The 12,199-nt window shown below is 39.6% G+C and carries 10 protein-coding genes; 7 read left to right on the forward strand and 3 right to left on the reverse strand.

The window, feature by feature from the left end; translation table 11 throughout:
- Positions 1 to 128 precede the first annotated feature (128 nt).
- The 5 genes from MKX55_RS03090 (at position 129) to MKX55_RS03110 (ending at position 8,378) form a co-directional block, all read left to right on the forward strand.
- Positions 129 to 1,271, forward strand: a complete 1,143-nt coding sequence (locus tag MKX55_RS03090; RefSeq protein WP_339182319.1) for a glucose-1-phosphate adenylyltransferase — start codon at positions 129 to 131, stop codon at positions 1,269 to 1,271.
- Positions 1,261 to 2,433, forward strand: coding sequence for a glucose-1-phosphate adenylyltransferase subunit GlgD (glgD, locus tag MKX55_RS03095; protein ID WP_339182322.1), 1,173 nt, complete (start codon positions 1,261 to 1,263; stop codon positions 2,431 to 2,433). Before MKX55_RS03090 ends, glgD begins: the two co-directional genes overlap by 11 nt.
- A gap of 10 nt (positions 2,434 to 2,443) precedes the next feature.
- Complete coding sequence (gene glgA, locus MKX55_RS03100) at positions 2,444 to 3,907, forward strand: glycogen synthase GlgA (protein ID WP_339236002.1); 1,464 nt, start codon at positions 2,444 to 2,446, stop codon at positions 3,905 to 3,907.
- A gap of 216 nt (positions 3,908 to 4,123) precedes the next feature.
- Positions 4,124 to 6,544 (forward strand): glycogen/starch/alpha-glucan phosphorylase, encoded by a 2,421-nt coding sequence (locus MKX55_RS03105; protein WP_339182327.1) that lies wholly within the window; start codon positions 4,124 to 4,126, stop codon positions 6,542 to 6,544.
- A 4-nt stretch (positions 6,545 to 6,548) separates the two neighbouring features.
- Positions 6,549 to 8,378: a glycoside hydrolase family 13 protein gene (locus MKX55_RS03110; protein ID WP_339236005.1), complete on the forward strand. Its 1,830-nt coding sequence runs from the start codon at positions 6,549 to 6,551 to the stop codon at positions 8,376 to 8,378.
- Positions 8,379 to 8,440: 62 nt separating this feature from the next.
- On the opposite strand, the gene MKX55_RS03115 is transcribed toward MKX55_RS03110, so the two are convergent.
- From MKX55_RS03115 to MKX55_RS03125, 3 genes are all read right to left on the reverse strand, one after another.
- The gene (locus MKX55_RS03115) at positions 8,441 to 8,902 is read right to left on the reverse strand and encodes a DUF1307 domain-containing protein (RefSeq protein WP_339182331.1); all 462 of its coding nucleotides are present in this window, start codon (positions 8,900 to 8,902) and stop codon (positions 8,441 to 8,443) included.
- Positions 8,903 to 9,052: 150 nt separating this feature from the next.
- Positions 9,053 to 9,529, reverse strand: coding sequence for a DUF1307 domain-containing protein (locus MKX55_RS03120; protein ID WP_339182333.1), 477 nt, complete (start codon positions 9,527 to 9,529; stop codon positions 9,053 to 9,055).
- A gap of 108 nt (positions 9,530 to 9,637) precedes the next feature.
- The gene (locus MKX55_RS03125; RefSeq protein ID WP_339236007.1) at positions 9,638 to 10,111 is read right to left on the reverse strand and encodes a DUF1307 domain-containing protein; all 474 of its coding nucleotides are present in this window, start codon (positions 10,109 to 10,111) and stop codon (positions 9,638 to 9,640) included.
- Between the two features lie 291 nt (positions 10,112 to 10,402).
- Between MKX55_RS03125 and MKX55_RS03130 the strand changes: the two genes are divergently transcribed.
- Complete coding sequence (locus tag MKX55_RS03130) at positions 10,403 to 10,795, forward strand: hypothetical protein (protein WP_339182338.1); 393 nt, start codon at positions 10,403 to 10,405, stop codon at positions 10,793 to 10,795.
- 287 nt (positions 10,796 to 11,082) lie between these two features.
- Positions 11,083 to 12,198: an ABC transporter ATP-binding protein gene (locus MKX55_RS03135; protein WP_339236010.1), complete on the forward strand. Its 1,116-nt coding sequence runs from the start codon at positions 11,083 to 11,085 to the stop codon at positions 12,196 to 12,198.
- The last annotated feature ends 1 nt before the right edge of the window (position 12,199 follow it).

Consider the following 12,199-nt stretch of genomic DNA (forward strand, 5'->3'; position numbering starts at 1 on the left):
ATTTTTATTGGAATTTTTTGTATCCTGTAAAAATATATTATAGAAATACACCAGGTTTTACTTTTTAACGTAAATTTTGAAGAAGTAATCGAAAGGGGGACAGGTGAAAGGCTGCTTTCACCGAATATATGAAAAATGAGATGCTAGCAATGATTCTTGCAGGAGGTAAGGGATCGCGATTAGGAAAACTGACCAAAAATATCGCTAAACCAGCTGTTCCTTTTGGAGGAAGATATCGTATTATTGATTTCACATTAAGTAATTGTGCTAACTCCGGCATTAAAAATGTGGGTGTAGTTACACAATATCAGCCACTGGCTTTAAATAACCACGTAGACAATGGGACAAGCTGGGGGCTGGATGGAATTAATTCCGGCGTCACGATTCTTCAGCCTTATGCTGGTTCAGAAGGCGGTAAATGGTTTGAAGGTACTGCACATGCGATTTACCAGAATATTGCTTATATCGATGAAATGAACCCCGAATATTTACTTGTATTATCAGGAGACCATATTTATAAGATGGATTATGAAGAGATGCTCGAGACGCACAAAGCAAATGAAGCATCTTTAACAGTTGCTGTTCTGGAAGTCCCTGAAAAAGAAGCTTCTCGTTTCGGAATCATGAATACTGATGAAAATGACCGGATTATAGAATTTGAAGAAAAACCGGAAAATCCTAAAAGTAACCTGGCCTCGATGGGAATCTACATCTTTGATTGGAGCCGATTACGGGAAGTGCTGCTAAGCAGCTACTCCAAAGATGATCATATGCTGGATTTTGGCAAGCATGTTATCCCCTCTTATTTAGAAGGCGGGGAGAATGTATTTGTCTACCGATTTGCCGGATATTGGAAGGATGTCGGAACCATTGATTCACTCTGGGAAGCAAACATGGAATTTATTAATCCTGAAATGAATCTGGATATCCGGGATAAATCATGGCGTGTCTATTCCAGAAATACGATTTCACCGCCAAACTTTTTAACAGATACCGCCTCGGTGACAGAATCTCTAATCGTTGATGGATGCTATGTAGCTGGGCAGATTGAAAATAGTATTCTATCGAATGATGTGCAGGTAAAAGAAGGCTCCAAAATTACGGATAGTTTTATTATGCCGGGAGCAAGCATCGGCAGGGACGTAACCATCCATCGGGCAATTATTGGAGAAGGCGCGGTCGTGGGTGACAATACAGTAATTGACGGAACGGAAGAGGTCGGCGTAGTAGGCTATTCTGAAGTGATTGGAGTGACGATGGATGAGGACTAATAAAATTTGTGCGGTTTTAGGGAATATTCAACGCTATAATGCTTTGCTTCCATTAACAAATGAGAGACCGCTGGCAACCTTGCCGTTTGCTTGTAAATACAGACTGATTGATTTTCCGCTTTCCAGTATTGTCAATGCGAATATAAATACGGTTTATATGATTTTTAATGAAGGAGAAACACAATCTGTATTTGATCATATCGGCGGAGGGAAGGAATGGAATTTAGACGGCGTGCATAATCGTTTCTTTATCCACCTCTATCAAGACTTTTTGAAATTAAAAGCACATAACCAAAGCTATTATCGTCCGCTGATCGACTATCTTGAAAAATCAAAATCAGAGTATACGGTTTATATGAGCAGTAAAATGATTTGTAATATCGATTTGCGAGCTGTTTTAAAAATTCACCAGCAGCAAAACAATGAGATGACGGTAGTTTATAAAAAGGTAGAATCTGAAAAAATATGCCAGACAGATGCTGTATTGTCTCTGACAGATAATGGCCAAATTACCGAAGTGCGCCCATATATGGAGCATTTGCAGACTTCCGAGCAGGAGAATCTCTGCATGGATATTTATATCGTCCAGACAGATTGGCTGATTCGGGAATTAAAAGAAGGACAGCAGGAAGGAACTCCCGCGGATATCCAAGATTTTCTGCGTAAAAAAATCCATACCGTAAAAAGCTCTACCTATGAGCATACGGGTTATTTAAGTAATATTTTTGATATCAATTCATACTATAATGCATCACTTGATATGCTGAACCAGCAAAAATTCAGTTCGCTTCTCTATTCTAACCAAAAAATATATACAAAATTAAAAAATGAAGTTCCAACCTATTACTCAGAGTCTTCTGAGGTGAATAACAGCCAATTTGCGACAGGCTGCATCATTGAAGGAAAAGTAGAAGGATCCTCTATTTCACGCGGAACGGTGATAGATAAAGGAACAGAAATCATCGAATCTATCATTATGCCAAGCGCAAAAATATGTGCCGGAGCCAGGGTGCAAAATGCCATCTTGGATAAGGAAGTGGTTGTGGATCCAGGAGTACAAATAATAGGGACAAGAGAAAATCCGGTAGTAATTGAAAAATATCAGCACGTAACCAATGATATCCTTGCGAATGGGGTAGCAGTTGGCGATATAGAGAGATAGGAGGAAAAATATGAAATTATTATTTGCTAGTGCAGAGTGTGCACCTTTTTTTAAGACAGGCGGACTCGGAGATGTTATTGGTGCACTCCCGAAAGAATTAGCAAAAAAAGATGTAGAAATGGCAGTTGTACTGCCGCTTCACAAAAAAATGCCGGCTGCATATAGAGAGAAGTTAGAGCATGTCATGTCCTTTTCGATAGATGTCGGCTGGAGAAATCAATTTTGCGGGATCCAGCGTTTGGAAATGGATCATGTCACCTATTATTTTATTGATAATCTCTACTATTTTGACCGTGATGATTTATATGGTTTTTATGATGACGGGGAGCGCTTTGCTTTCTTTCAGATGGCCCTGATTGAAATGATGGAGGCAGTTGATTACATTCCTGATATCCTTCATGTACATGATTTTCATACAGCAATGGTGCCATTTCTCTTAAAAGAAAAATATCATTGGGTTGAAGCTTATCAAAACATTCGAACCGTGCTGACCATTCATAATATTGAATTTCAAGGCCAATATCATCCAGAAGTGCTGTCTGATTTATTCGGGGTCGGCGATAGAAAATATCACGATGGAACCATTCGTTTTAAAGATGACATTAATTTTCTGAAATCGGGTATTGTATATGCAGACAGAGTGAATACCGTCAGTCATTCTTATGCAAGAGAAATCCAGACCGCTGAATTTGGCAACGGCTTAGAAGGCATTCTCAGACAGGAGCAGGAAAAGCTGTCAGGTATCGTTAACGGGATAGACTATGAGATAAATAATCCGGAAACAGATTTGGCGCTCAAGTCTACTTATTCTTCCGCTGACTTATCAGGCAAAAAAGAGTGTAAGAAAGAATTACAGGAACTAATGGGGCTCCCTGTGAAGAAGGATGTTCCGCTCGTTGCCGTGGTCAGCCGCCTGACACATCAGAAGGGCTTTCACCTTGTTTTGGAAGAGCTGGAGAATCTATTACAATATGATGTCCAGTTTGTTCTGTTAGGAACGGGCGATCCAGCATTAGAGCATCCATTTCAGCTGATTTCTGAATGGTATCCAAACAAGTGCGCTGTAAATATTACGTTTGATGTAACACTGGCTCAAAACATTTATGCCGGCGCGGATATCTTCCTGATGCCTTCTAAATTTGAGCCATGTGGATTATCACAGCTGATTTCCATGCGGTATGGCACGTTGCCGGTAGTTCATGAAATAGGCGGATTGAAGGACACGGTAGAACCATATAATCCGATTGAAAAAACAGGGACAGGGTTTGGCTTCTCCTTATTTACGCCATACTATATGATGGAAGCATTGAAAAAAGCAATCCATGTCTATCAGGAAGAAAAGGATGTGTGGGACAGCCTGATCCAGACTGCAATGATACAGGATTTCAGCTGGGAGACGTCCAGCGAGCAGTACTATTTGCTTTATAAAGAATTGTATCACGGAGAAATTGCCCGTAAAACTCCCACTGAATGAAGTTTCGTTTTATAGGAAGCAGAGTGTGTTCAAAGAGCTCAAGAAGTAACGCATGTTATTGAGTTTTTTGAACACCTTCTTATAGGCCCAAAAACATAAACGCATCGGTTTAAGTGAGATGAATAGCTTCTTCCCTAAAATGCAGTATGCAATTACATTTTCAGGGAAGAAATACTTCAAGCTAAACTTAGATAATGCAGAGAAGGAGCTTAATACATGGCTTTAGATAAGGAAATTTTCAAAGAAGAATTGAAACAGAGGCTGAGAGAGAATTATGCAATGGAATTGGAGGATGCCAGCGAGCAAGAGATTTTCTATACATTAGGGGCTTTGGTAAAAGCACGTTATTCGGATGCATGGAGAGATACATGGAAGTATTATGTGGATAAAAATAAAAAACAGGTTTACTATTTTTCCATTGAATTTTTACCTGGCAGAATGCTGAAAAGTAATTTATTGAATCTGGGGATATTGGACACTGCAAGAGAAGCTTTAACGGATCTGGGTATTCATTTAGATGATCTGGCAGAAGTGGAAAAGGATATGGCATTAGGAAACGGGGGTCTTGGACGATTAGCTTCCTGTTTTATGGATTCGATCGCCTCTGGAGGATTTCCGGGTAATGGAAATGGTATCCGGTATGACTATGGACTGTTTAAACAACGCTTCGTGGACGGATACCAGGTAGAGCTTCCGGATGAATGGCTGCAAAGCGGGAACATCTGGGAAGTTCGCAGAGAAAGTAAAGCGGTAGATGTCCGTGTCGGCGGACATGTTTATTTAGCAGAGACAAATGATGGAAAATTGAAGCCGGTGTATGAAAATGAAAGAGTTCTCCGGGCCGTGCCTTACGATACCGGAATGGTAGGCTATGAAAATAATGTTGTCAATACATTACGGCTCTGGGCTGTAGAGATTCCTGATTCGGAAGAGGATAAGTACCAAAGCATCCAGGGACGCAGAGAATTGGAGGATTTAACAGCTGTTCTATATCCGGATGATTCCAATGAACAGGGACGTTTAATCCGTTTAACACAGGAATATTTCTTTGTATCGGCAGGCATCCAAAGTATTATCCGCCACTATAAGAAATGGTTTCAAAAGCCGATTTCCAAGCTCAGCGAATATGTTTCTATCCATATCAATGATACACACCCTGCTTTATGTGTACCTGAGATGATGCGGATTTTAATTGATGAAGAAGAACTGTCTTGGGAACAGGCCTGGGATATTACCGTAAAAGTAATGAGTTATACGAACCATACCATTATGGCGGAAGCATTAGAGAAATGGTCCATTGATTTAATGCAGCGTACATTGCCGCGGATGTATCAAATTATGGAAGAAATCGATGCACGTTATGTACAGGCGATGCAGGAGCTGCACCCGTATGATTTAGTAGAACGTACGCGGATTATCCGCAATGGGCAGGTACATATGGCACACTTATCTATTATTGGCAGCCATAGTACAAACGGAGTGGCAAAACTGCATTCTGATTTGCTTAAATCGGTTGTCCTGCATGATTTCTATATTATTTATCCTGACCGGTTTAATAATAAGACGAATGGAATTGCACAGCGCAGATGGTCACAAATTGTGAATGAACCCATGTCAAACGTGTTAGATGAAACGATTGGAAAGACATGGAGACAGGATTCTGGCGATTTGAAATTGCTGAGGAACTATCAGTCGGATCAGTCTGTTTTAGAGAAACTGGCAGCAGCGAAGAAAATAAATAAACAAAAATTAGCTGATTATATTTTGGAAACAACAGATATTAAGGTTTCCGCAGATGCCATTTTTGATGTGCAGATTAAAAGACTGCATGCCTATAAACGTCAGCTGTTAAATCTATTGCATATTATTAAGCTGTATCAAGATTTAAAAGAAAATCCAAGCTTAGAAATGCAAAAGCGTGTGTTTCTTTTCGGGGCAAAGGCAGCGCCAAGCTATCATTATGCCAAAGTAATTATTAAATGTATTAATGAAACAGCGAATCTAATTAATAATGACCCGGATATCAAAGACCGGATTAAAATTGTTTTCCTGCCAAATTACAATGTCAGCCTAGCAGAAAAAATTATCCCCGCAGCAGACGTCAGTGAGCAGATTTCCCTTGCATCGAAGGAAGCTTCCGGTACGAGTAATATGAAGCTGATGCTGAATGGTGCGATTACACTTGCGACGCTGGATGGTGCCAATGTTGAAATCAGAGATGCAGTCGGCGATGATAATATTTATATCTTCGGTCTCACCGAGAAAGAGGTTTATGAATATTATGAGAATCAGGAGTACTCCGCCCAAAGGCTATATGATGAAAATGCCGTTATTCGCCGTGTGTTAAATGCATTCATTGATGGCACGATTCCAAATATTGTTTATGAAGGACGTGAAATTTTTGATTCCCTCATAAAATATAATGACGAGTACTTCCTGCTGCGCGACTTTGATTCTTATGTAGAAGCGCAGAAGGAAATTGATAAGGCTTATGGAAATCAAACCTTCTGGCAGAAAATGAGCCTCATCAATATTGCGAATGCCGGCAGATTCTCCTCCGATGAGACGGTCAGCCGATATGCAGAGGATATTTGGAAAATCGAGTCAAAAGATTCATTTGTTACTGAGAAAGGATAGTATTATGCCACATGTTTATTATAATTCATGGATAAGCGATTATAAAAAGCCATTTGGAGCGGTACAGCTGAACGAAAAGGTTACCTTTCAAGTGGATGTCCATGAAAGTCATAGAAGCGAAGTACAATTTATGATTCGAAAAGAAAATGGGTCGCATGAGGAAAAAGCCTATTTAATGAAGGATATAGGCGATAATCGTTTCTCTTATAGCTATGCGCCTCATGAAGGAAAGGGTCTCTATTTTTACTATTTTGCTGTGAAGTGGAAGGATGATAACGGGGAGGAAGTGTTGGCTTTTTGGGGTGCATCACCTGTAAAAGGGGAAGGGAAACTCTATCATGAACAACATGAGGTGATTCCTTACCAGCTGACCTGCTTTGAAAAAGAAGAAAAGACACCGGATTGGTATCAGGAGGCTGTTTTTTATCAGATATTTCCTGACCGTTTTTATAATGGCAATCCAGACGGGCAAGTAAATGCACCAAAACGGAATAGTTTTCTTTATGGGGATACGCGCGATACACCGCTGTATGTGCGCGGTCCAAAGGGAGAGATTCTTCGTTGGGATTTTTATGGCGGAAATTTAGAAGGAATCCGGCAAAAGATACCTTACCTGAAGGATTTAGGTATCAATGCCATATATCTGAACCCGGTTTTTCAAGCAGCAAGTAACCACCGTTATGATACGGCAGATTATATGAAAATTGATCCAATGCTCGGCGATGAAAAGCTATTTAAAGAAATCATAGAAGATTTACATGCGGAAGGCATTCATGTCATTTTGGACGGCGTATTCAGCCATGTAGGACGAAATAGCATTTATTTCAACTATGATGGTACGTATGGAGAGGATAAGGGAGCCTGCCGAAATCAAGAAAGCCCGTATTATCCCTGGTTTACATTCACTGACTATCCGGATAAATATGCCTCCTGGTGGGGGATTGATGACCTGCCAGAAGTAGATAAGTTTAATAAAGATTTTCAAGATTATATTTACCAGGATGACAGCAGTGTAATTGATAAATGGAGTAAGCTGGGTGTAGATGGGTGGCGTTTAGATGTAGCCGATGAGCTCCCGGATGAATTTATTGCCGGCATTCGCCATAAGCTGGACCAGTATCCGGAGAAGGTGTTGATTGGTGAGGTATGGGAGGATGCATCAAATAAGATTTCTTATGATGAACGCAGACAATATATCCTGGGAAATCATTTGCATGGGGTGATGAACTATCCATTCCGAAACACGGTCTTAGATCTGCTGCAATTAGAAAAAACGCCAAAAGAGCTCTGTCAGCGATTAACGCAGCTTCACGAAAATTATCCGAAAGATGTTCTTTTTAATAATTTGAATAATATCGGGACGCATGATACGAAACGAATCTATACATTTCTTGGAGAGGATAAGGAAAGGCTGAAGCTTGCGCTGAGCTTTTTATTGATTGCTCCGGGAATTCCTTGTATTTATTATGGAGATGAAGCTGGGGTGACAGGAGAACAGGATCCCGATAACCGTAAATTCTTCCCATGGGAGGATATCGACCAGGATATTTTCAAGCATTGCCAAAGGTGGATTATGGAAAGAAAACAAAACAGTACGTTAAAATATGGGGATTTTGTTCTTTTTCATACCGACGATATCTTAGGAATGCTTCGTTTTACAGATGCGGAATATACCATCTATATGATTAATCCGCATGATGAAGAAAAGACCTGTTATGCTTCTGACCTGCATTTCTTGCGGGAAGTACCATTAACCGAGGAAGCGATAAAGGGTATATTGAAGGATGTCACGATAGACGGAAAAAGTGATTTCTTTGTAACAGGAAAAATATAGTTGTGTATTCAATAAAAGCAGGCTGCCTCGATTCACCTCGATACAGCCTGCTTTTAAAGTTATTAATCTACCTTTTCAAAGCCTTGTTCTTCCATGGTTTCTACCGCATCATCCAGATTCAAATTATCCTCTTCATTTTCTACAATTTCATTAAGTCCCGGCAGCTCTGAAAGATCTACAATGGTGAAATCAATGGTAATTGTTTCAGTGAAATGATCTTCTTCAAAAGCAAGATTATATTCCAGCCCCTCTATCCCTTGTAATGGTTCAGCAGAAGGGACAAGAAGAGCCTCTGCATCCTCTTTTGATTCAATGCCTTGGATACTATCATAAGAGGTGATGCTCTGACTGGATTGTTCAATGATTTCTCCATCATCAGCTACAAAGGTTGTTTCGATAGAATTATTGTCTTCCTCTAATTTATACGTTACTGCTTCCTGCTCGGAGCTGCAGGAAGCTAAGGTAATAAAAGAAATCAACAAGACGAAAAAACCAGTTGCTTGCAAGCTTTTTTTTTGTATCATCTTTGTATCTCCTATTCTTATGTAATTAAGCTAATCGTATCGAATTAGAATAGGAAAGTCAAAATCGAAATTCGTGAATAATAGACTAGTAAAAATAGTGGAAAGATAAAAGTAAAACGGTATCTGAGCAGATACCGCTTTACATTCTTCCTATTCTTCTTCTACTACTTCTAAACCGTTATCTTCCAATTCACTGACCATTTTTTCTAAGCTTAAATCTTCCTCATCAAAAGCATCTTCATCGATACCGAAGCCTAGCGTGTTCAGTTCTTCTGGACCAGCTGTTGTCAGGTCGATATTGATGGCTACCACAATTTCTTCTTCTTCATAAGTAAGTTCAACCTCTACACCATCTGCTTCATTTGCTTCCTCAAATTCGGATTGAAGCATCTCATCCATAGACTCTGCTTCTTCCTTTGACTCGACTCCGATTAAGGCATACGGTATGGTCATTTCAGCTGCCATGGATTGAACTTCATCGCCCTTTGCCTCTAATGTAATTTCCTGCTGTTGGCCCATTTCTTCTCCTTGAAGCGTTACCGTTTCGTTAGAGCCACATGCTGCCAATCCAAAAATAGCAATCAATAAAACTAATAGTCCAGTAATTCTGAAAGTTTTCTTTTTCATCTGTGTCATTGCTCCTATCCATTTTTTAATACAGTTGCCATCGTACCGAATTAAACGATTAAAGTCAAACGAAAACCGCACCTCCACGGGTACGGTTTTACTCTCAAACTATTCTTCTACTACTTCAAATCCTTGCTCTTCAAAATCGCTCACTGTTTCTTCCAGACTAATATATTCATCATCTCCAGTGTCTGGGAAGCTAGCGCCAGGAATACTGTTGATTTCTTCAATATCGGCAACAGTTAAATCAACAGAGATTGTTTGAGTTAATTCTTCTTCGCCATAATCCAAATCAAATTCGATGCCGTCGATATCCTCAAATGGTTCAAATTCTGAACGGAAAAGCTCATCCATCGATTCTGCTTCCTCCTGTGAAGCGGCACCTACGATAGAATAAGGAATGTTAGCTTTCACCGTTTGTTTTGTCATTTCATCATCTTTGGCATCCATCGTTACTTCCATTGTCATTCCCATTTGTTCCCCTTGAAGTGTAACTGTTTCTTCTTTCCCACAAGCCATTAGTCCAGCTATAGAAATAAATAAAAATAATAATCCGGTAATTCTAAAAATTCTTTTTTGCATTATGAAATTTGCCCCAATCTATTTATTTGTAAAATTAGCGTACCGAATTAAACAGTCAAAGTCAAAGCAAAATGGATAAAAAATAAAGAATTAGACTATTATCCTGCGCTTGAAGTAGGTTTTATTTGCTTTTTTTGGATGTTCATTATGAAAATTGGTTTGTTTTGGATATTACTGGGTTTTACGGTTTAAAGTATGATATAAAAGGACAAGCTTCATGTAAAGATTTTTTCATGACGTTTATTCTATGTTATTATAATCAGACTATTTAAAAAGAAAAGAGGTACCATAATGGAAGCAAAAGAGCGCAGAGAAAAAATTAAGCAATATTGTCAGGAATACGACAGCATATATGCAAGGCTTGTCCAGCCAATCAATGATTTGTTAATCGAAGTTGATGCAGGCATATCGGAACAAACAGCGAAGCAGATATTGGAGAACTTAAAGCTTAGCAGTGAAGGGAAGAAAGAGGTATTTGACTGTCATTTGGATGAAAGTAATAATTTTTTAAGAGACGGTATTGAAGACCTGCAAAAAGGTAATCTGGGGGATGGAGCTTTACAATTATTCGGTGCAGGATTAAATTTTGCAAGCTATGCTGCAAAAGCTTCTGCAGTACAGGAAATCAATGCGCATGAAATGCTGGACGAACGGTTTAAAAAATTAAAGACGACATTAAAATAGTTAAATAATGATTGTTAAATGAAAAAGATACTGAAATATAAGTAGTTGAATCAATGGAAAATCCGAACTATCGCAGGGGATTCTTTTATTAGAATTTGGATACGTTCGGATTTTCTTATTTTCTATTCAAAAAATACTTTGTTTGGAGATAAAGAGGAAAGTGTCAAATTTATTAAGCTACTGTAAGTTCCTTTAATGGAAAATGAAGTATTGGTATAGGTTCGGTAAATTTCCCTATTTCAAGAAAAAGATATGTTTTAATGTACTTGAATGAAGGGAGGAAAAGAATGAGTTATATCGAGTTAAAAGATATCACGAAGTCGTATCATGCGGGATATAATATATTAGAGCAAATCAACTTAACGATTGAGAAGGGGGAATTCTTTGTATTGGTAGGGCCCTCCGGCTCCGGGAAAAGTACCTTGCTGCGGATGATTGCCGGACTGGAGGATATTACAGACGGCGTATTGAAAATGAATGAAAAAGCAGTCAATCACCTGCAGCCGAAAGACAGAAATCTTTCGATGGTATTTCAAAATTATGCTTTATATCCGCATTTATCGGTTGAACAAAATATCTTGTTTGGTTTGAAGGCGAAAAAGGTTTCTAAAGCGGAACAGCAGAAAAGGCTGAAGGAAACAGCAGAAATGATGGGATTATCGGAGCTTTTAAACAGGAAGCCGCGTCAGCTTTCAGGAGGACAGCGACAGCGAGTTGCTTTGGCCAGGTCGGTTGTCAGTGAAGCGCCGCTTTGTTTAATGGATGAGCCGCTATCTAATTTAGACGCCAAATTACGTGCACAGATGCGTGTGGAAATTAGAAGGCTGCAGAAGCAATTAGGCTTAACCTTGATTTATGTGACACATGATCAGGTCGAAGCGATGACGATGGGAGACCGGATTATGGTCTTGAATGATGGAGAGATTCAACAGGTAGGTAAACCAATTACATTATATAATGAGCCGGCCAATTTATTTGTCGCTTCTTTTATCGGTTCTCCCAAAATGAATATGGGCAAAACGGAAATAAAGGATGTCTCGAATTTTCTTGTGAACAAGACACTGTCCTTTTCGGCAGATGCCAGGCTGCAGGAGGCGTTTCAGGTACATAAAAACATCATCGCAGGAATAAGACCGGAGCATATCCAGCCGGCAATCCATCAGGAAGCAACGCATTCTTTAGAAGTGATTCATGTAGAGCAGTTAGGGAATGAGACATCGCTCGCTTTGGATGTCGGCGGCGAATTATGGACAGCAAAATGGCCGGGGCAATGGGATATCACAGCAGGTAACCAGCTGGAGGTGTATATATCGACAGAGCACCTGAGTTTTTTTGATGCACAGACGGAAGCATTAATTCGTCCAGCTTCCTTCAGCGGGCATGGGGAGGTTCAGGCGATATGAC

It is taken from the genome of Oceanobacillus sp. FSL W7-1281 (genome assembly GCF_037969835.1).
GTDB lineage: Bacteria > Bacillota > Bacilli > Bacillales > Amphibacillaceae > Oceanobacillus > Oceanobacillus oncorhynchi.

Excerpts from the sequence above, each read along its gene's own strand:
- MKX55_RS03090 (WP_339182319.1), top strand. The coding sequence starts at position 129 with ATGAAAAATGAGATGCTAGCAATGATTCTTGCAGGAGGTAAGGGATCG.
- glgD (WP_339182322.1), top strand. The coding sequence starts at position 1,261 with ATGAGGACTAATAAAATTTGTGCGGTTTTAGGGAATATTCAACGCTAT.
- glgA (WP_339236002.1), top strand. The coding sequence starts at position 2,444 with ATGAAATTATTATTTGCTAGTGCAGAGTGTGCACCTTTTTTTAAGACA.
- MKX55_RS03105 (WP_339182327.1), top strand. The coding sequence starts at position 4,124 with ATGGCTTTAGATAAGGAAATTTTCAAAGAAGAATTGAAACAGAGGCTG.
- MKX55_RS03110 (WP_339236005.1), top strand. The coding sequence starts at position 6,549 with ATGCCACATGTTTATTATAATTCATGGATAAGCGATTATAAAAAGCCA.
- MKX55_RS03115 (WP_339182331.1), bottom strand. The coding sequence starts at position 8,902 with ATGATACAAAAAAAAAGCTTGCAAGCAACTGGTTTTTTCGTCTTGTTG.
- MKX55_RS03120 (WP_339182333.1), bottom strand. The coding sequence starts at position 9,529 with ATGAAAAAGAAAACTTTCAGAATTACTGGACTATTAGTTTTATTGATT.
- MKX55_RS03125 (WP_339236007.1), bottom strand. The coding sequence starts at position 10,111 with ATGCAAAAAAGAATTTTTAGAATTACCGGATTATTATTTTTATTTATT.
- MKX55_RS03130 (WP_339182338.1), top strand. The coding sequence starts at position 10,403 with ATGGAAGCAAAAGAGCGCAGAGAAAAAATTAAGCAATATTGTCAGGAA.
- MKX55_RS03135 (WP_339236010.1), top strand. The coding sequence starts at position 11,083 with ATGAGTTATATCGAGTTAAAAGATATCACGAAGTCGTATCATGCGGGA.